The sequence below is a fragment of the Streptomyces zinciresistens K42 genome, assembly GCF_000225525.1.
Taxonomy (GTDB): Bacteria; Actinomycetota; Actinomycetes; order Streptomycetales; family Streptomycetaceae; genus Streptomyces; species Streptomyces zinciresistens.
The window spans coordinates 1-19,288 of record NZ_AGBF01000024.1; the positions used below are offsets into that span (position 1 = coordinate 1).

Here is a 19,288-nt window from a genome sequence, read left to right on the forward strand (position 1 = left end):
CGGCCCGGCGTGGGGCCGCCGGGCCGCGGGGCGCCGGGCGGCCGGGCGGGCTCAGTGCGCGATGTCGGCGTAGCCCTCGACCTCGCGCGGGTCGCGGGTGCCGGGGCCGACGTAGCGGGCGGAGGGGCGGACGAGGCGGCCGGTGCGCTTCTGCTCCAGGATGTGCGCCGACCAGCCCGCCGTACGGGCGCAGCTGAACATGGACGTGAACATGTGCGCCGGGACCTCGGCGAAGTCCAGGACGATGGCCGCCCAGAACTCGACGTTGGTGGCGAGGACGCGGTCGGGACGGCGGCTGTGCAGCTCGGCCAGGGCCGCCTTCTCCAGGGCCTCGGCGACCTCGAAGCGCGGGGCCCCCAGCTCCCGCGCGGTGCGGCGCAGGACGCGGGCGCGCGGGTCCTCGGCGCGGTAGACGCGGTGGCCGAAGCCCATCAGGCGCTCGCCGCGGTCGAGGGTCCGGCGCACATAGGCGTCGGCGTCTCCGGTGCGCTCGATCTCCTCGATCATGTGCAGGACCCGCGAGGGGGCGCCGCCGTGCAGCGGGCCGGACATCGCGCCCACGGCGCCGGAGAGCGCCGCGGCCACGTCGGCGCCCGTGGAGGCGATCACGCGGGCGGTGAAGGTGGAGGCGTTCATGCCGTGCTCGGCGGCGGAGGTCCAGTAGGCGTCGACGGCGGCGACGTGCCGGGGGTCCGGCTCGCCGCGCCAGCGGATCATGAAGCGCTCGACGACGGACCGCGCCTTGTCGATCTCGCGCTGCGGGACCATCGGCAGCCCCTGGCCGCGCGCGGACTGGGCCACGTAGGACAGGGCCATGACGGCGGCGCGGGCCAGGTCGTCGCGGGCCCGGCCCTCGTCGATGTCCAGCAGGGGCCTCAGGCCCCAGACCGGCGCGAGCATGGCGAGGGCGGACTGGACGTCGACGCGGATGTCGCCGGAGTGCACGGGGATCGGGAACGGTTCGGCGGGCGGCAGGCCGGGGCGGAAGGCGCCGTCGACGAGCAGGCCCCAGACGTTGCCGAACGAGACGTGGCCGACCAGATCCTCGATGTCGACGCCCCGGTACCGCAGCGCGCCGCCCTCCTTGTCCGGTTCGGCGATCTCCGTCTCGAACGCGACGACTCCCTCTAGTCCGGGTACGAAGTCGGACATCAGGCGGCTCCTCGTGATGGGTGCGACGGATGGGGTTGCGGATGGTGCGAGCTGCGGGTGGTGCGAGTGGTGGGTGGTGCGAGCGGTGGGTGGTACGGGCACGGGTGGGCGGGCGCACGCGGGACGCACGCCCGGTGGATCCACGGTCACGGACCCGGACTCCGGCGCACCGGCCGGTCCGGGCCTCTGCGGACTCGCGGTCCGGGGCGTACCCCTGTGATGCCCCGTACGGCCCGCGCTCATCCGACCGGAACGTCATCGGGTCACCACAAGATATCCCTGAGTGCCACCTTTGGGGAGCCCTTGCGGCACTCAGTGCCACTCAATGCCACTCATTGACGTGGAACACCGGCGGACGGCGCGCGCCGCATGAGGCAGGATGACGGCGTGACCGACCGAGACGACCTCCCCCTCGATCCCGCCGAGCCGGTGCCCGACCCGGCCGCCATGCGCAAGCACTACCGCGCCGAGGGCCTCGCGGAGACGGACCTGGCCGCCACCCCGGTGGGGCAGTTCGCGCGCTGGTTCCGGCAGGCCGCGACGGAGGCCCGCCTCTTCGAGCCGAACGCGATGGTCGTCTCGACCGCGGACGCCGAGGGGCGCCCCGCCTCCCGCACGGTGCTGCTCAAGCAGTTCGACGAGCGGGGCTTCGTCTTCTACACCAACTACGACTCGCGCAAGGCCCGCGACCTCGCCGCGAACCCGTACGTGTCGCTGCTGTTCCCCTGGCACCCGATGGGCCGCCAGGTCCTCGTCTCGGGCGTCGCGCGGCGCACCGGACGCGACGAGACGGCCGCGTACTTCCGCACTCGCCCGCACGGCTCCCAGCTGGGCGCGTGGGCCAGCGCCCAGTCGTCGGTCATCGCCTCCCGCACCGAGCTGGACGCCTCCTACGCGGAGCTGGCCGCCCGCTATCCCGAGGGCGAGCGGGTGCCGGTCCCGCCGCACTGGGGCGGCTTCCGGGTGGCGCCGCGCACGGTGGAGTTCTGGCAGGGGCGGGAGAACCGGCTGCACGACCGGCTGCGCTACGTGGCCGGGCAGGACGGCAGCTGGCGGGTGGAGCGGCTGAGCCCCTGAGCGCGCCGCCCGCCGTCACCTCAGCGAGTCCTCCACCAGCGCCGACCACTGCGCCACCACGCGCGCGCGGCGCACGGCGTCGTCGGTGAGCAGATTGGCCAGGCCCAGGCCGCGGGCCATGTCCAGCAGGCCCTGGACCGTCTCCCGCACGCCGGGCCGGGACTCGTCGGCGCCGAGCAGGTCCACGGCGACGCGGTGGCTCTCGCGGCCCACCCGGGCCTCCAGCTCGGTGACCCGGGGGCGCAGCTGCTCCTCGTCGGAGGCGGCCACCCACAGATGCAGGGCGGCGCGGAACAGCGGGCCGGTGTAGAGGTCCACCAGGGCGGAGACGACGGCGTGCCGGTCGTCGGCGGCGCCCTCGGGGAAGAGCCGGCGCAGGGCCGTCGAGCGTTCCTCCGCGACGTACTCGACGGCCGCCGTGAAGAGGTCCTCGCGGGTCGGGAAGTGGTGCTGGGCCGCGCCGCGCGAGACGCCCGCGCGCTCGGCGACCGCGGAGACCGTGGAGCCCGCCCAGCCGTGCTCGGCCAGGCACGCCACGGCGGCCTCCAGGAGCCGCTGCCGGGTGGCGCGGCTGCGGTCCTGCTTGGGCACGCGGTCCGTGCGGTCCACGCGGTCGCCGACTGTGCTCACACCACCCACTCCGGATCCCGTCGTTCGAGGAAGGCCGTCATCCCCTCGCGGGCCTGGGGCGAGGAGAACAGCCGGGCCGAGAGCGCGGTCAGGGCGGCCGCGTCCCGGTCGAAGGTCTCCAGCACCTTAGCCGTGAGCAGCGTTTTCGTCTCGGCCAGGGCCTGCGGGCAGGAGCGGCGCAGCCCGTCCAGGACCGGGGCCAGCACCGCGTCGACGTCCTCGCCCGCCGCGGTCAGCAGGCCGACGCGGACCGCCTCGGCGGCGTCGAGGCGTTCACCGGTGAGGAAGTAGCGGGCCAGCGCGCGCGGGTCGGCGCGCGGCAGGACAGGCAGCGAGATCACCGCGGGGGCCACCCCGATGCGCACCTCGGTGAAGGCGAAGGTCGCCGTGTGCGAGGCGGCCGCGATGTCGCACGCGGCGAGCAGGCCGACGCCGCCCGCGCGTACGTGCCCGGTGACGCGGGCCACGACCGGTAGGGGCAGTGCGACGAGCTGCCGCAGCAGCGCCACCAGCGCGTCCGGCGCCGGGGGGTCGCGCAGGTCGGCGCCCGCGCAGAAGGTGGTGCCGGTGTGGGTGAGGACGACCGCGCGGACGCCGGCGTCCTGCGCGCAGTCCGCGAGGGCGTCCGAGAGCGCGGCCACCAGGGCCGCCGAGAGCGCGTTGCGGGTGTCCGGGGAGTCGAGGCTCAGGGTCTGCACGCCGCGGGTGCGGGTGCGGCCGATCGGTGTCATGTGCGCTCCGTGGGTTCTCGGGCGGCCCGCGGTTCGCGGCGCGGGGCACGGCGTCGGGGAAGGCGGACCGGCGGACCGGCTCGCCGGGGGCGGCGTGTTCGGCGGCGTGCGCCGCCACCGCGTCCCCGGCCGGCCGGCGCCCGGCCGGCGCCCGGCGGACGACGGGGGCGTGCGGGATCTCGTCGCCGGCGTCGTGGCGGGCGGGGGAGTTCCGCGGCCGGGACGTCCGCGTACCCGCCGTGGAACGCGGTTCCTCCTCGTGCGGCGGCACGGGCGCCCCCGGGGGCCGTTCAGTACGACTTGGGCAGGCCCAGGGTCTGGTGCGAGACGTAGTTGAGGATCATCTCCCGGCTCACCGGGGCGATCCGGGAGACGCGGGCCGCGGTGATCAGCGAGGCGAGCCCGAACTCGCGGGTGAGTCCGTTGCCGCCGAGGGTGTGCACGGCCTGGTCGACGGCCCTCACACAGGCTTCCCCGGCCGCGTACTTGGCCATGTTGGCGGCCTCCCCCGCGCCGGCGTCGTCCCCGGCGTCGTAGAGACCGGCCGCCTTCTGCATCATCAGGCGGGCCAGTTCGAGGTCGATGTGGGCCTGGGCGAGGGGGTGCGCGATGGCCTGGTGGGCGCCGATGGGGGCCTTCCAGACGGTGCGCTCGCGGGCGTACTCCACGGCCCTGGCCAGGGCGTGGCGGCCCATGCCGATCGCGAAGGCGGCCGTCATCACGCGCTCGGGGTTGAGTCCGGCGAACAGCTGGAGCAGGCCCGCGTCCTCGTCGCCGACGAGGGCGTCGGCGGGCAGCCGGACCTCGTCCAGGGTCAGCTCGAACTGCTTCTCGGCGGCGTCGAGTTCCATGTCGATCTGCCGCCGCCGGAAGCCCTCCGTCTCCCGCGGGACGATGAACAGGCAGGGCTTGAGGCTGCCGGTGCGCGCGTCCGCGGTCCGGCCGACGATCAGGGTGGCGTCGGCGATGTCGACGCCGGATATGAAGACCTTGCGCCCGGTGAGCAGCCAGTCCCCGGTCGCCTCCTCGCGGCGGGCGGTGGTGGTGATGCGGTGGCTGTTGGAGCCGGCGTCGGGCTCGGTGATGCCGAAGGCCATGGTGCGGGTGCCGTCGGCGAGGCCGGGGAGCCACCGGCGCTTCTGGTCCTCGGTGCCGAAGCGGGCGATGACCGTGCCGCAGATCGCCGGGGAGACGACCATCATCAGCAACGGGCAGCCGGCGGCGCCGAGTTCTTCGAGGACGAGGGAGAGTTCGGCGATGCCGCCGCCTCCGCCGCCGTACTCCTCGGGCAGGTTGACGCCGAGGTAGCCGAGTTTCGCGGCCTCCGACCAGAGGGCTTCCCGGTCGTAGGCGCGGCCGTGGCGTCTGCCCAGGGCGGCTACCGCGGATCGCAGGGCCTTGTGTTCCTCGGTTTCGACGATGGCGGGCATGGGGCTCCTTCCGGGGGCGGGTCTGCTGTGGCTGGTCGCGCTCACGCGGCGGCGGCCGCGCGTCCGGTGCGGTCCGGCGTGCCTACGGGGCCGGCTGCACCACTGCCAGGAGGGCGCCGACGGTCACCTGGCGGCCGGGGGCGGCGTGCAGGGCGCTGAGCGTTCCCGAGGCCGGGGCCGAGATCCGGTGCTCCATCTTCATCGCCTCCAGCCACAGCAGGGGCTGACCGGCCTCGACTGCCGAGCCCTCCGTCAGGCCCTCGGCGACGCGCACCACGGTTCCCGGCATCGGCGCGAGCAGCGAGCCCGGCGCGTGCTGGGCCGCCGCCTCGGGGAAGCGGGGCAGCGCGGTCAGCCGGTCGGCGTTGACGTGGATCTCGTCGCCGTACCGCGCGACCTCGAACGTCCGCCGTACGCCGTCGGCTTCGAGGACGACGAGAGCGGCGTCGGCGTGCACGACGCGCACCCCGTCGGCCGCCAGGCCCGCGCGGGTGTGGTGGTAGCGGACCTCGGTCTCCTCCCCCGCGAGGAGGTAGCGCTTGGTCTGCGGCCGGGAGGGGAGGTTGCGGAAGCCGCCGAAGCGGGAGCGGCCGTGGGCGTCGGCGAGGGCCGCGGCGAGGGGGGCGAGCGGGTCGGGGGCGGGCTCGGTGAGTTCGGCGAGGTGGCGGCCGTAGAAGCCGGTGTCCATGCGCGCGGTGGTGAACTCCTCGTGCCGCAGGGAGCGGACGAGGAGGTCGCGGTTGGTGGGCGGGCCGTGGACGGCGGCGCGCTCCAGGGCCCCGGCGAGGGCGCGGACGGCCTCCGCGCGGGTGGGGGCGTGGGCGACGGCCTTGGCGAGCATCGGGTCGTAGTGGACGCCGATCTCGTCGCCGTCGGTGAAGCCGGAGTCCAGGCGGATGCCGCCGGGGACGGCGAGCCGGTGCAGGGTGCCGGTCTGCGGGGCCCAGTCGCGGGCCGGGTCCTCGGCGTACAGGCGGGCCTCGACGGCGTGGCCGCGCGCGGGCGGCGGTGCCTCGTCCAGGGCGTGCCCCTCGGCGACGCGGATCTGGAGGGCGACCAGGTCCACCCCGTACACGGCCTCGGTGACGGGGTGTTCGACCTGGAGGCGGGTGTTCATCTCCAGGAAGTGCGCGTCGCCCGCGGCGACGAGGAACTCGACGGTGCCGGCGCCGGTGTAGCCGACGGCCCGTGCGGCGCGGACCGCCATCTCGTGCAGGGACGCGGTGAGTTCGGGTGGCAGGCCGGGCGCGGGTGCCTCCTCGATCACCTTCTGGTGGCGGCGCTGGAGGGAGCAGTCCCGGGTGCCCAGGACCCAGACCGTGCCGTGGGTGTCGGCGAGGATCTGCACCTCGACGTGCCGGCCGTCCTCCAGGTAGGGCTCGACGAAGACCTCGCCGTCGCCGAAGGCTCCGCGGGCCTCGGCGCGCGCTCCGTCGAGTGCGGCGTCCAGGTCGGCGAGCCGGCGCACCACCCGCATCCCGCGTCCGCCGCCGCCCGCGGCGGCCTTCACCAGGACCGGCAGGTCGGCCTCGGTGACCTCGCGCAGCGGCTCGACGCCCATCAGCTCCTTGGCGCGCGTCTTGGACGCCATGGCCTCGATCGCCTCCGGCGAGGGGCCGATCCAGGTGAGTCCGGCGTCCAGGACCCGGCGGGCGAAGCCGGGGTTCTCGGAGAGGAAGCCGTAGCCGGGGTGCACGGCGTCGGCGCCCGCGGTGAGGGCCGCCCGCACGATCAGGTCGCCGCGCAGGTAGGTGTCGGAGGGCGCCGCACCCGGCAGCCGTACCGCGGTGTCGGCCGCGCGCGTGTGCAGGGCGCCGGCGTCGGCGTCCGCGTACACGGCGACCGTGCGGATGCCCGCCGCGCGGCAGGTGCGGAAGACCCGGCAGGCGATCTCGCCCCGGTTGGCCACGAGGACAGAAGTGATCACGGGTGGTTCCTCACATCCGGAAGACGCCGAAGCCACCGCGCGCGCCCTCGTAGGGCGCGGTGTGGAGGGCGGACAGGCACACGCCGAGGACCGTGCGGGTGTCGCGGGGGTCGATGACCCCGTCGTCGTACAGCCGCCCGGACAGGAACATCGGCAGGGACTCGGACTCGATCTGCTGCTCCACCATGGCCCGCAGCGCCGCGTCGCCCTCCTCGTCGTACGGCAGTCCCTTCGCGGCGGCCGACTGGCGGGCGACGATCGACAGGACGCCGGCGAGCTGCTGCGGGCCCATGACGGCCGACTTGGCGCTGGGCCACGCGAACAGGAAGCGGGGGTCGTAGGCGCGGCCGCACATGCCGTAGTGGCCGGCGCCGTAGGAGGCGCCCATGAGGACGGACAGGTGCGGTACGCGGCTGTTGCTGACCGCGTTGATCATCATGGCGCCGTGCTTGATGATGCCGCCCTGCTCGTAGCGGCTGCCGACCATGTAGCCGGTGGTGTTGTGCAGGAACAGCAGCGGGATGTCGCGCTGGTTGGCGAGCTGGATGAACTGGGCGGCCTTCTGCGACTCCTCGCTGAACAGCACGCCCTGGGCGTTCGCCAGCACGCCGACCGGATAGCCGTGCAGCGCCGCCCAGCCGGTGACCAGGCTGGTGCCGTACAGCGGCTTGAACTCGTCGAAGTCGGAGGCGTCGACGACGCGGGCGACGACCTCGCGCGGGTCGAAGGGGGTGCGCAGATCGCCGGGGACGATGCCGAGGAGGTCCTCGGGGTCGTACCTGGGGGGCTCGGCCGGGCCCGGATCGGGGTACGCCTTGCGGTGGTTGAGGCGGGCGACCACGCGCCGCGCCCGGTGCAGGGCGTCGGGTTCGTCGGCGGCGAAGTGGTCCGCGAGGCCGGACACGCGCGCGTGCATCTCGGCGCCGCCGAGGGACTCGTCGTCGCTCTCCTCGCCGGTGGCCATCTTCACCAGGGGCGGCCCGCCGAGGAACACCTTGGCGCGCTCCTTGACCATGATCACGTGGTCGGACAGGCCGGGCACGTAGGCGCCGCCCGCCGTCGAGTTGCCGAAGACGACCGCGACGGTGGGGATGCCGGCCGCCGACAGCCGCGTCAGGTCCCGGAAGATCGCGCCGCCGGGGATGAAGATCTCCTTCTGCGAGGGCAGGTCGGCGCCGCCGGACTCCACGAGGCTGATCACGGGCAGCCGGTTGGCGAGGGCGATGTCGTTGGCGCGCAGGGCCTTCTTCAGCGACCAGGGGTTGCTCGCGCCGCCGCGCACGGTCGGGTCGTTGGCGGTGATCAGGCACTCCACGCCCGCGACGGTGCCGATGCCGGTGACCAGGGAGGCGCCGACGGTGTGGTCGCTGCCCCAGGCGGCCAGCGGGGACAGTTCGAGGAACGGCGTGTCCGGATCGAGCAGCAGCTCGATCCGCTCGCGGGCGGGCAGCTTGCCCCGGCCGCGGTGGCGTTCGGCGTACTTGGGGCCGCCGCCCGCGAGGGCCTTGGCGTGCTCGGCGTCCAGGGCGGCGAGCTTGTCGAGCATGGCCTCGCGGTTGGCCCGGTGGCCGGGGTCGTCGGTGTCCAGGGTGGACGGCAGGACGGTCACAGCAGACTCTCCGGGATGTCCAGGTGGCGGGAGCGCAGCCATTCGCCGAGGGCCTTGGCCTGCGGGTCGAAGCGGTGCTGGGCGGCGACGCCCGCGCCGAGGATCGCCTCGACGGTGAAGTTCAGGGCGCGCAGCCGGGGCAGGACGTGCCGGGTCACGGCGAGGTCGCGGCTCTCGGGGACCAGCTCCTGGAACCTGGCGGCCGTCAGCTCGTGCGCGAGCCAGCGCCAGGCGTCGTCGGTGCGCGCCCAGACGCCGACGTTGGCGTCGCCGCCCTTGTCCCCGCTGCGGGCCCCGGCGAGGAGCCCGAGCGGCGCGCGCCGGGTGGGCCCGGCGGGCCAGGGCGGCGGCAGCGCGGGCTCCGGGACCTCCTCGGGTACGGCGGTCGCGGGGGCCGGCGGCACCTCGATCCGCCGCCCGTCGTGCAGGACGGCGGTGTGGCCGACCTCGCCGCGGGGGACGTACGCGCCCTCGAAGACGCCGTAGGCGGTGCCCTTGCCGGGGGGCGCGAGGACATGGAAGCCGGGGTAGCTGGCGAGGGCGAGTTCCACGGCGGCCGCGCCCAGCGCCCGTCCGGCGCGTTCCTGGTCCGGGTCGCGCACCACCAGCCTGAGCAGCGCGGCGGCGGTCTCCTCGGTGGGCGCGTCGGGCCGGTCGGTGCGCACCAGGTCCCAACGGACCTCTGCGGGAGGTGATTTGGTGAGGGCCTGCGCCATCTGCCCTTGTACGAGTGCGGCCTTGGCCTCGATGTCGAGCCCGGTGAGCACGAAGACGACCTCGTTGCGGAAGCCGCCGAGCCGGTTGACGCCGACCTTGAGGTCCGGCGGCGGCGCCTCGCCCCGCACGCCCTCGATCCGCACCCGGTCGGGGCCGTCCCGCGTGAGCCGTACGGTGTCCAGCCGGGCGGTGACGTCCGGTCCCGGGTAGCGGGCGCCCGCCGTCTCGTAGAGCAGCTGCGCGGTGACCGTGCCGGCGTCGACGAAGCCGCCGGTGCCGGGGTGCTTGGTGATGACGCAGCTGCCGTCCTCGTGCAGCTCGGCCAGCGGGAAGCCGGGGCGGGTGACGTCGCCCTCGCCGAAGAAGGGGTAGTTGCCGCCGGTCGCCTGCGTCCCGCACTCCAGCACGTGCCCGGCGACGACGGCGCCCGCGAGCCGGTCGTGGTCGCCCGGCCGCCAGCCGAAGTGGGCGGCGGCCGGGCCGGTGACGAGGGCGGCGTCGGTGACCCGTCCGGTGACCACGACGTCCGCGCCCCGGTCCAGGCAGGCCGCGACGCCGAAGCCGCCGAGGTAGGCGTGGGCGGCGAGCGCGCCCGGGAAGCGGCCGGTGAGGTCGTCCCCCTCGACGTGCGCGACGCGTGCGGGCACCCCGAGCCGGCCGGCCAACGCGCGTACGGCGTCCGCGAGTCCGGCCGGGTTGAGCCCGCCGGCGTTGGCGACGATCCGCACGCCCCGCTCGTGCGCGAGGCCCAGGCACTCCTCCAGTTGCCGCAGGAAGGTGCGGGCGTATCCGGCGCCGGGGTCCTTCAGCCGGTCCCGGGCGAGGATCAGCATGGTCAGCTCGGCGAGGTAGTCGCCGGTGACGACGTCCAGTTCGCCGCCGGTGAGCATCTCGCGCAGGGCGTCGAAGCGGTCGCCGTAGAAGCCGGAGGCGTTGCCGATCCGCAGCGGGCGGGCGGGGCTCACCGGGCGTCCCCCTTCGGGGCGCGGCCCGCGCCGGGCGGTCCCGCGAAGACCTGGGCGATGTCGAACCAGCGCTCCGCGTCGGGGCCTTCGGCGCGCAGGGCGAGGTCGGCGCGGTGGGCGCGCTGGGTGACCAGGAGGCAGAAGTCGAGCGCCGGTCCGGTGACGCGCTGTTCGGCGTCCTGCGGGCCGTAGGTCCACAACTGGCCCGACGGGGAGGTCAGTTCGATACGGAAGGGCTCGTGCGGGACCGGCAGGCCGTTGGCCCCGAAGGCGAAGTCCCGGGTGCGCACCCCGATGAACACCACGTGCCGCAGCCGGTCGGTGGGGGCGCGCACCACCCCCAGCGCGTCGGCGACGTCCGTGCCGTGGGCCCAGGTCTCCATCAGCCGGGCGGTGGCCATGGAGGCGCCCGACATGGGCGGCCCGTACCAGGGGAACCTGACGCCCCGCGGTGCCGCGCGCAGCGCGGTGTCCAGGGCCCGCCGCCCCTCGCGCCAGCGCGCCAGCAGCACGTCGGGCGGCAGGGCGGCCCCCTCCGCCGCCCCGTCGTCGACGAACGAACCCGGGGTCACCAGCGCCTTCTCGACCAGGGTGTGGAAGGCGTCCACGTCCGTCACCGCCAGCAGCGCCGAGCGGTCCGTCCAGGCGAGGTGCGCGATCTGGTGGGCGACGCTCCAGCCCGGCGCCGGGGTGGCGAGCGCCCACCGCTCGGGGCCCAAGGCGGCGACGAGCCGGTCGAGTTCCTCGCTCTCCTCGCGCAGATCGTCGAACACGGGCGTCGGATCGGACACGGTGCGCTCCCTCGGGGCACGGCGGTGTGCGGGGTCGTGCGGTGTGGTGAGGAGCATGGCAGCGGCACTCAAAACAAGCAAGCGTGCTTGCATTAATTCCGCCGTTCACCGGGCGGCGCCGGGGGGAAGCATCCCGGGGTGGCGCGGTCCGGCACACACGGCGGCCGCGCCTGCCGATGCTCCGGTGCCGCGGTCCGGCCGGAGCCCTCCGCGGCCTCGACGCCCCTTCGCCGCCGGGGAGTTCAGGCTGCGCGAGTCGCCGTTCGAACACCGTGTTTCTCCGCGGTAAATACCCCTCAGGGGTACTTGACGCCCGGTGTGGTAAGGAGCACTCTTCCTGTGCGCCCCTCACATCCGACGAGCGACCGCCTCCGCCCTCCCCTCTCCGGTACCCCTCCCGCGCCCCGCGCCGGGCCGGGGACCGAGCCCCCCGCACAGGGCGGCGACCGCCGTACAGGAAGGACCGCGACCATGCCGATCACCGCGCATCCCACCCGATGCCGTCGCCTTGCCCTCACCCTCGCCGCCGGGTCCGTGCTGGCCGCAGGCTGCTCGGCCGGCTCCCCCGCCGGCACCCTCGACGACGCCCGCTCCAAGGGCACCCTCAGAGTCGCCCTCACCCAGGCCAACCCACCCTGGAACTTCCTCAAGGACGACAAACCGGCCGGCTACGACGTCGACGTGGCCCGCGAGCTGGCCAAGCGGCTCGGCATCGGCAAGGTCGAGTTCGTGGGCTCCGACTTCGGCAGCTTCATCGGCGGGGTGCGGGCCGGCCGGTTCGACATCGTCGTCTCCGGCCAGACCATCACCGACGCGCGCAAGAAGCAGGTCGGCTTCTCCCGGCCCTACCAGGTCAACGGCATCGCCGTGTTCGTCGGCCGCGGCAACACCTCGGTGAGCGGTCCGTCCGGGCTCGAAGGCCGGACCATCGCCGTCAGCGAGGGCACCACCCAGGCCGAGTTCGCCCGGACGAACATCCCCGGCGCCCGCGTCAAGACGTACCGCAACGCCACGTTCGCCCTCACCGACGTCGGACGCGGCAGGGCCGACGCCGCGCTCGTCTCCAAGTTCCAGGGCGCCTACCTCGCCGACAAGAACGACCTGAGCGTCAAGGCGGTCGGCGCGCTGCTGGAGACCGAGGTCAACGGCATGACGTTCCGCAAGGACCAGAAGGACTTCAAGCAGAAGGTCGACGGCGCCCTCGGCGACATGATCGTCGACGGCACCCTGACCACCATCTCCCGCCGCTGGCTCGGCGGCCTCGACATGGCCGCCGAACTGCGCCGGCTGCCCGCGGGCACGTCCCGCTGACGCCCCAGGAGGAGAGACCGCCATGGATCTGGTCGTCCAGGACTTCCCCCAACTCCTCGAAGCCATGGGCATCACGCTGCTGCTCGGCGTGGTGTCGTTCGTCCTCGGCTGCGCGCTCGGACTGCCCCTCGCGCTGGCGCGGATATCGGGGTACCGCCTGCTGAGGGGAGTCGCCATCGCCTATGTGTCGGTGTTCCGCGGCACACCGCTGCTCATCCAGATCATGCTCGTGTACTACGGACTTCCGCAGCTCGGCGTGATGATCGAACCGGTCCCGTCCGCGATCCTCGCCCTCACGCTGTACGCGGCGGCCTACCTCAGCGAGAACTTCCGCGCGGGCGTCATCGCCGTCGACCGCGGCCAGTGGGAGGCCGCCCAGTCGATGGGCATGCCGTACGGCAGGCTGCTCCGGCGGATCGTCGCCCCGCAGGCCGTCCGGGTCGCGCTGCCGCCGATCGGCAGCCGGTTCATCGCGCTGATGAAGGACACCTCGCTCGCCTCCGTGGTCACCGTGGTCGAACTGACCCGGGCCGCCGAGAGCATCGGCAGCTCGACCTTCCGCTACATGGAGGCGTTCGCCGTGGCCGGCCTGGCCTACTGGCTGATCAACACCCTGCTCTCCGTGGGCCAGGGGGCCCTGGAGCGCCGACTGGGGAGGGCGTACGCATGAGGGACGACGACAAGGGCGGCGGAGCGGACCGGATCGCGATACGCGCCCTGCACAAGCGCTTCGGCGCCCTGGAGGTGCTCAAGGGCGTCGACCTGACCGTGGCCCGCGGCGAGGTGGTCGTGGTCATGGGCCCCTCGGGCTCCGGCAAGACCACCCTGATCCGGTGCATGAACCTGCTGGAGGAGCCCGACGCCGGCACCGTCACCGTGTGCGGCCGCACCGTGGAGTGCGGGGGCGCGATGCGCAGGCGCGAGCGTGCCCGGCAGGTGCGGGCGATCCGGCACCGTACCGCGATGGTCTTCCAGCAGTTCAACCTCTTCCCGCACCTGACCGCCCTCGGCAACGTCGCCGAGGGGCCGCTGTCGGTGCGCGGGATGCCCAGGGAGGCCGCCCGGGTGCTGGGCCTCGGCCTGCTCGACCGGGTCGGGCTCGCCGACAAGGCCGACGAGTACCCCGCCCGCCTCTCCGGCGGCCAGAAGCAGCGCGTGGCCATCGCGAGGGCGCTGGCGATGGAGCCGGAGGTCGTCCTCTTCGACGAGCCGACCTCGGCGCTCGACCCCGAACTGCACGCGGAGGTCCTCGCCGTGATGCGGGAACTGGCCCGCGACGGCATGACCATGGTCGTCGTCACCCACGAGGTGCAGTTCGCCCGGGAGGCCGCCGACCGCGTGGTCTTCATGGACGGCGGTGTGGTCCTGGAGTCCGGGCCGCCGCAGGAGTTCCTGAACCACCCCGTCCACCCGCGCGCCCAGGCGTTCCTGCGGCTGGTCGCGCACGACACCCCCGCGCCGCCCCCCGGCGGGGAACCGCCGGCCCGGCCGGCCCGATGGGAGCACGCCAGGTGAGGACGACACCGGACGCCGAACGGACCGCCGCGCACGCCTCGCCGCCCGGCGGCGGCCTCACACCCGAGGACGTCGCGCTGGCCCGCGCCGACACCCCGGGCTGCGCCAAGGTGACCCACTTCAACAACGCCGGGGCCGCCCTGATGCCCCGTCAGGTGGTGGAGGCGGTCACCGACCACCTCTATCTGGAGGCGGAGAACGGCGGTTACGAGGCCGCCGCCCTCGCCGCCGACGGCATCGAGGCGGTCTACGACTCGGCCGCCCGCCTCATCGGCTGCGACCGGGACGAGATCGCGCTCGTCGACAACGCCACCCGGGCCTGGGACATGGCCTTCTACGGCATCCCGTTCCGGCCCGGCGACCGCGTGCTGACCAGCATGGCCGAGTACGGCAGCAACTTCATCGCCTACCTCCAGGTCGCCGAGCGCCACGGAGTGCGGGTCGAGGTCGTCCCCAACGACGAGCACGGCCAGATCTCCCTCGACGCGCTGCGGGCGACCGTCGACGAACGGGTCCGGGTCATCTCCGTCACCCATGTCCCCACCAACGGCGGACTGGTGAACCCCGCCGCCGAGATCGGCGCCGTGGCACGCCGGGCGGGCGCCCTCTACCTGCTGGACGCCTGCCAGTCGGTGGGCCAACTCGACGTCGACGTACGGGAGATCGGCTGCGACCTGCTCTCCACCACCGGCCGCAAGTATCTGCGCGCCCCGCGCGGGACCGGACTGCTCTACGTACGCCGGGAGATCCTGGACCGGCTCGTCCCGCCGGTGCTCGACCTGCACGCGGCCACCTGGACGGCCCGCGACCGCTACGAGATGCGGCCCGACGCCCGCCGCTTCGAGACGTGGGAGGCCAACTACGCGGCGCTGCTGGGCCTGGGCGCCGCCATGGACCACGCCCTCGGCTGGGGCCTCGGCCGGATCGAGCGCCGGGTCACCGCCCTCGCGGCGGTCCTGCGCGCCGCCCTCGACGAGATCCCCGGGGTGCGGATCAGGGACCTCGGGCTGCGGCGCTGCGGCATCACCACGTTCACCGTGGACGGCTTCCCGGCGGAGGCGGTGAAGGCGTCACTGGCCGCCCAGGGCATCAACGTCAGCGTCTCGCGCACCGCGTCCACCCGCCTGGACATGGACGACCGCGGACTGGAAGAGGTCGTCAGGGCGTCGGTCCACTACTACAACACCGAGGAGGAGGCGGACCGCCTGGCACGGACGGTACGCGCGCTGCGCTGAACTCGGCGCCGGCCTCGCAGACGGGCGGGCCGGTGAGCGAGACCTCCGCCGCCGACCGGCCCTCTCGCCTCGACCGGGCCCGTGCGCGGCTGTGGGTGGGGACGGCGCCGGGCAAGGACGGCGAGCACGACTGCGCGTCACACAGGCGGCGACCCACGGTGGGCGGACCCCACGCGCTCTTCGAGCCCCGCTCAGGGCCGGGAGGCGGCGAAGAACGGCATGTAGCTGATCGGCGTGATCTCCACGGTCTTGCCGGTGCGCGGGGCGTGGATGGCCTTGCCGTTGCCGATGTACATGCCGTTGTGCTGGTTGTCGTTGTACCAGTAGATGATGTCGCCGGGCTGGAGGTCGGCCTTGGAGACCTTGCGCCCGGAGTCGTACATCTGCTTGACGGTGCGCGGCAGGGAGACGCCCGCCGTGCGCCAGGCGGCGCCGATCAGGCCCGAGCAGTCGAAGGAGTCGGGGCCGGTGGCGCCCCACTCGTAGGGCTTGCCGAGCTGGGCGTAGGCGAACTCGATGGCGGTCTTGGCGCGGCCGCTCGCGGGGCCGTTGTAGCTGGCGGGCGCCTTGCTGATGCCGGCCGCGGCGGACTCGCGCTGCTGGTCGGCCGCCATCTTCGCGCGCTGGGCGGAGGTGAGGCTGTTCAGCAGCTTGCGGGCCTTGGTGAGCTTGGCCTGGACCTGGTCCTTCTTCTCCTTGGCCTCGGCCCGCGCGTCCGCCAGCGCCTTGAGCTGCTTGGCGGCCGACTCGCGCTCCTGGGTGATCTGGCGCTGCACGTCCTGCATGGCCCGCAGCGCGGCGGCCTGCCGCTCGCTGGTGCGGCCCATGGCCTGCGCCTTCTCCAGGTACTCGTCGGGGTCGCTGGAGAGGAAGAGCTGCACGCTGGAGTCGACGGCGCCGGAGCGGTACTGGGCGGCGGCCAGGGTGCCCGCCTTCTCGCGCAGGTCGTTCATCTCCTGCTGCTTGCGGGCCAGGCGGTCCTGGGCGCCGTCGACCTCGCGCTGGAGCTTCTTCTGCTGTTCGAGGACGCCGTTGTACTGCTCGGTGGGGCCGGTGGCCTCCTCGTAGAGCTTCTCCACCTGCTTGCGGACCTCGTCGACGGAGGGCTGCGGAGCGGCGAAGCTCTGGGTCGGCAGCAGTCCCACGGCGCCGACGGAGAGGCCGAGGGTGGCTATGCGGGCCCGGCTCGGCGGCTTCGGCTTGCGGTGGCTTCCCATCGTGGGGCTCTCCCTGGCACGTCGGTGTCCCGGACCTCGGTGAACCGGGCGACGCGCTGCGGCCGCCGGGTCGGTGCCACGGCAGGAGCCGGGCGGGCAGGCGACTGAAAACCTAGCGGCGTCAACATGTTTATCGCAAGGTTTTCCTCATCACACACGTCTCACCCGCGCGCCCGCGTGGCGGGTTGACCTTGCCCGACGCGCTGCCACCAGCCGCCGTCTCACCCCGCGCGCCCGCGTGACGGTGACGCGCCGTCAGCCGGGCTGGGGTCCCGCCGCCCGCGCGTCCGCCGGCTCGGCGCGGCGTGCCCTGGACCGCCCCACCTGGGTGCGCACCGCCCCCATGCTCGCCACGACGACCAGGGCGATGGCCAGGGCCTGTACGGCGGACAGGGCCTGGTCGAGGATAAGGAAGCCGGCGCCCGCGGCGACCGCCGGCTCCAGGCTCATCAGGACCGCGAACGTGGCCGCGGGCATCCGCCGCAGGGCGAGCAGTTCGAGCGTGTACGGCAGGACCGAGGAGAGGACCGCGACGGCCGCGCCCAGCGCGAGGGTCACCGGGTCGAGGAGTTTCGCGCCGGACTCGGCGAGCCCCAGGGGCAGGAACAGCACGGCTCCCACCGCCATCGCGAGCGCGAGCCCGTCGGCCTGGGGGAAGCGCCGGCCGGTACGGGCGCTGAAGACGATGTAGGCGGCCCACATGGCTCCGGCGGCCAGGGCGAAGGCGACACCGAGCGGGTCGAGACCGCCGAAGCCCTCGCCGCCGAGGAGGAAGACGCCGCCGAGGGCGAGTCCGGCCCAGAGGAGGTTGACCGCCCGGCGGGAGGACACCACGGACAGGGCGAGCGGTCCGAGCACCTCCAGGGTGACCGCGGGGCCCAGCGGGATGCGGGCCACCGACTGGTAGAAGAGGCCGTTCATCGCGGCCATGGTGGCACCGAAGACGATCACCGTGCCCCAGTCGGCGCGGGAGTGGCCGCGCAGCCGGGGCCGGCAGACCACCAGCAGCACCAGGGCCGCGACCAGCAGGCGCAGGGCCACCACGCCGAGCGCGCCGGCCCGCGGCATCAGGCCGACCGCGAGGGCGCCGCCGAACTGGACCGAGATCCCCCCGGCGAGCACCAGGCCCACGGGGCCGAGGGAGGCCCAGTCGCGCGGGCCGCGGCCCGCCGGCTCGGCGGTCCGGGTGAGGGCCGCCTCGGACAGGGCGGCGGCTTCAGGGGTGCTCACGGGCGTTCCAGTGCTTGACTCGGGGGGTGTACATCGCGCTGTACCGGCCGGTCCAGGGTAATGGACTCCGTCAGGTGTGTGAACCCGGTGTGCCACTGTCCCGGAGTGTGGACAGGGGGCCGCCCCGCGGCGCGGTCCGGCGGCGCGCCGGGTACAGGCCCGGCGCCCAGGGAAGCACCCGGTTCAGCGGGAGGTCCCACTCCCGGAGGTACTCGACGGCCTCACCGCCGGACCCTCTCTGTCAGCCTCGGATGAGACGTCCCTGGCCGCGTAGTAGGCGTGCAGTGCGGCATCGCTGCCTGATCCCAGGGCGGTCATGATCCGTTGGAAGCGGGCGGAGCGGAGGTCGCCGGCCACGATGACGCGGGGGTGCTGGTCGGTCGGCGGGCAGTATCCGTCCGGGCCCCGGGTCAGATCGCCGGGCGGCGCGGTCGGGGCGTTGCCGATGCTGAGATAGGCCGAATCCGCTGTGATCGTCCGCCGCGTGCCGTCCTGGCCCACTGCTTCCGCCCACACCGGTGTGCCCTCTTCGGCCTTCAACGTCAGGTGCGCGACGGGAACGAGGGCGACGCGGGGATCGTCCCGGATTTCCTCGATCTTGTACGCGTCGGCTGCCGGGTACGCCACGAGCAGGCGGGTGTCTGTGGTCGGGTGGGCGCGCAGGAACGTGCCGATCGGGCGGTCACCACCCAGGACGAGGAGGGTGCGCCCCTGAGCGTCGTCGGCTTCGGCCTCCCAGAGCGGGGGCAGGACACGGCCGCTGGGGGCGGTGATCCAGGTGACGTCGTGCGGCCGGAGCGGGCCGACGCCGGTGGCGACGACGGCGTACGGAGCCGTGAGACGTACACCGGTGTCGACCGTGACGGTCACCCGGTCGTCATCGGCACGGAGTTCGGTGACCCGCCTGCCGAGTTCGAGGCGGCACAGCTCGGTGCCCTTCAGCTCCGCCACGATGGCGTCGGCCAGGTCGGCGCCGTTGGTGTGGCCGCCGAGGACGTTGTTCAAGGCCGGGATCCGGTAGAGATTGCGGCACAGCCGGTCCGGCTCGACCAGGACCGAGCGCATGCCCACGCCGGCGGCCATACGGGCGGCGGCGCAGCCGGCCGGCCCTCCGCCGATGATGATCAGGTCGGTGTCGAGCGGTGTGTCGGCCATGAGGCTATTCCAGCACCGGGTCCGCCACACGCGTAGCGAGTTGGCCCATCACATGCTCGACGTCCACGAGTTGGCCTGTTCCGATCAGGCGCCGGGCGACGAGCAGACCGGCGTCGTGGATGTCCGGGCCGGCGTCGCTGGCGCAGGCGTCCGTGACGATCCAGGGTGCGTATCCGTGCTCGAAGGCGTCTGCGGCGGACTTCAGAACGCAGCTCTCGGTGGCGATTCCGCAGAAGACGAGGTCGGTCCAGCCGGCCCGTCGCATCAGTTCTGCGGCCTCGGGTGTGAAGAGCGTGTATCCGGTCTTGTCGACGCCTGCGTGCGCGTGGCCCGCCGCCTCGGCGAGCTCGGGAACGATGTCGGTCTCGGGTGGTTCCTGGAGCCTGCGCCATTGGAAGAAGCGCTCGTAGGGGCTGTCGGGATAGTTGAAGTACCGGGTGAAGACGACAGGGCGCCCGGCGGCGGACCATCTGGCGGCGAGGTCGGCGACGGCGGGCACGACGTGGCGACTGTGATGGTTCACGAAGCCGTTCTGCATGTCGATCACGACCAGTGCGGCGCTGCTGATGTCCATCGGCTCTCACTCCTGCCCGTTC

Annotated in this window: 17 protein-coding genes; 5 read left to right on the forward strand and 12 right to left on the reverse strand. The window is 73.9% G+C overall.

All coding sequences use genetic code 11. The features are described 5' to 3' along the window. Positions 1–51 precede the first annotated feature (51 nt). Entirely contained in the window at positions 52–1,152 is a 1,101-nt protein-coding gene (locus SZN_RS10730; RefSeq protein WP_007494164.1) for a citrate synthase 2, read from the reverse strand. Between the two features lie 369 nt (positions 1,153–1,521). Between SZN_RS10730 and pdxH the strand changes: the two genes are divergently transcribed. Beyond that, positions 1,522–2,229 carry a pyridoxamine 5'-phosphate oxidase gene (pdxH, locus tag SZN_RS10735; RefSeq protein ID WP_007494166.1) on the forward strand — a complete coding sequence of 236 codons (708 nt, stop codon included), beginning with the start codon at positions 1,522–1,524 and terminating at the stop codon, positions 2,227–2,229. Positions 2,230–2,244: 15 nt separating this feature from the next. On the opposite strand, the gene SZN_RS10740 is transcribed toward pdxH, so the two are convergent. From SZN_RS10740 to SZN_RS10770, 7 genes are all read right to left on the reverse strand, one after another. Continuing rightward, positions 2,245–2,868 (reverse strand): TetR/AcrR family transcriptional regulator, encoded by a 624-nt coding sequence (locus SZN_RS10740; protein ID WP_043729880.1) that lies wholly within the window; start codon positions 2,866–2,868, stop codon positions 2,245–2,247. Then, positions 2,856–3,590, reverse strand: a complete 735-nt coding sequence (locus SZN_RS10745; protein ID WP_007494171.1) for an enoyl-CoA hydratase family protein — start codon at positions 3,588–3,590, stop codon at positions 2,856–2,858. The genes SZN_RS10740 and SZN_RS10745 overlap by 13 nt, the downstream gene beginning before the upstream one ends. A gap of 290 nt (positions 3,591–3,880) precedes the next feature. Beyond that, positions 3,881–5,020: an acyl-CoA dehydrogenase family protein gene (locus SZN_RS10750; RefSeq protein WP_007494173.1), complete on the reverse strand. Its 1,140-nt coding sequence runs from the start codon at positions 5,018–5,020 to the stop codon at positions 3,881–3,883. Between the two features lie 82 nt (positions 5,021–5,102). Then, positions 5,103–6,947, reverse strand: a complete 1,845-nt coding sequence (locus SZN_RS10755) for an acetyl/propionyl/methylcrotonyl-CoA carboxylase subunit alpha (RefSeq protein WP_007494175.1) — start codon at positions 6,945–6,947, stop codon at positions 5,103–5,105. 10 nt (positions 6,948–6,957) lie between these two features. Beyond that, positions 6,958–8,556, reverse strand: coding sequence for an acyl-CoA carboxylase subunit beta (locus tag SZN_RS10760; RefSeq protein ID WP_007494177.1), 1,599 nt, complete (start codon positions 8,554–8,556; stop codon positions 6,958–6,960). Continuing rightward, entirely contained in the window at positions 8,553–10,238 is a 1,686-nt protein-coding gene (locus tag SZN_RS10765; protein WP_007494179.1) for an acyclic terpene utilization AtuA family protein, read from the reverse strand. Before SZN_RS10765 ends, SZN_RS10760 begins: the two co-directional genes overlap by 4 nt. After that, on the reverse strand, positions 10,235–11,029 hold the full coding sequence (locus SZN_RS10770) for a TIGR03084 family metal-binding protein (RefSeq protein ID WP_043729886.1): 795 nt from the start codon (positions 11,027–11,029) through the stop codon (positions 10,235–10,237). Before SZN_RS10770 ends, SZN_RS10765 begins: the two co-directional genes overlap by 4 nt. Positions 11,030–11,500: 471 nt before the next feature. Between SZN_RS10770 and SZN_RS10775 the strand changes: the two genes are divergently transcribed. From SZN_RS10775 to SZN_RS10790, 4 genes are read left to right on the forward strand one after another with little or no spacing between them, the layout of a single operon-like run. Then, positions 11,501–12,340, forward strand: a complete 840-nt coding sequence (locus SZN_RS10775) for a transporter substrate-binding domain-containing protein (RefSeq protein WP_007494183.1) — start codon at positions 11,501–11,503, stop codon at positions 12,338–12,340. A gap of 22 nt (positions 12,341–12,362) precedes the next feature. Continuing rightward, complete coding sequence (locus SZN_RS10780) at positions 12,363–13,010, forward strand: amino acid ABC transporter permease (RefSeq protein WP_007494185.1); 648 nt, start codon at positions 12,363–12,365, stop codon at positions 13,008–13,010. Further along, complete coding sequence (locus tag SZN_RS10785) at positions 13,007–13,855, forward strand: amino acid ABC transporter ATP-binding protein (protein ID WP_007494187.1); 849 nt, start codon at positions 13,007–13,009, stop codon at positions 13,853–13,855. Before SZN_RS10780 ends, SZN_RS10785 begins: the two co-directional genes overlap by 4 nt. Then, positions 13,852–15,090 carry an aminotransferase class V-fold PLP-dependent enzyme gene (locus SZN_RS10790; protein ID WP_007494189.1) on the forward strand — a complete coding sequence of 413 codons (1,239 nt, stop codon included), beginning with the start codon at positions 13,852–13,854 and terminating at the stop codon, positions 15,088–15,090. Before SZN_RS10785 ends, SZN_RS10790 begins: the two co-directional genes overlap by 4 nt. A 191-nt stretch (positions 15,091–15,281) precedes the next feature. Here the strand turns inward: SZN_RS10790 and SZN_RS10795 are convergent, their stop codons facing one another. The 4 genes from SZN_RS10795 to SZN_RS10810 all read right to left on the reverse strand — a co-directional run bounded on the left by SZN_RS10795 (position 15,282) and on the right by SZN_RS10810 (position 19,266). Then, complete coding sequence (locus SZN_RS10795) at positions 15,282–16,307, reverse strand: C40 family peptidase (protein ID WP_007494191.1); 1,026 nt, start codon at positions 16,305–16,307, stop codon at positions 15,282–15,284. Positions 16,308–16,562: 255 nt separating this feature from the next. After that, positions 16,563–17,537, reverse strand: coding sequence for an EamA family transporter (locus tag SZN_RS10800; protein ID WP_007494193.1), 975 nt, complete (start codon positions 17,535–17,537; stop codon positions 16,563–16,565). A gap of 183 nt (positions 17,538–17,720) precedes the next feature. After that, positions 17,721–18,692 (reverse strand): FAD-dependent oxidoreductase, encoded by a 972-nt coding sequence (locus SZN_RS10805; protein ID WP_007494196.1) that lies wholly within the window; start codon positions 18,690–18,692, stop codon positions 17,721–17,723. A gap of 4 nt (positions 18,693–18,696) precedes the next feature. Next, entirely contained in the window at positions 18,697–19,266 is a 570-nt protein-coding gene (locus SZN_RS10810; RefSeq protein WP_007494197.1) for a cysteine hydrolase family protein, read from the reverse strand. Positions 19,267–19,288 lie beyond the last annotated feature (22 nt).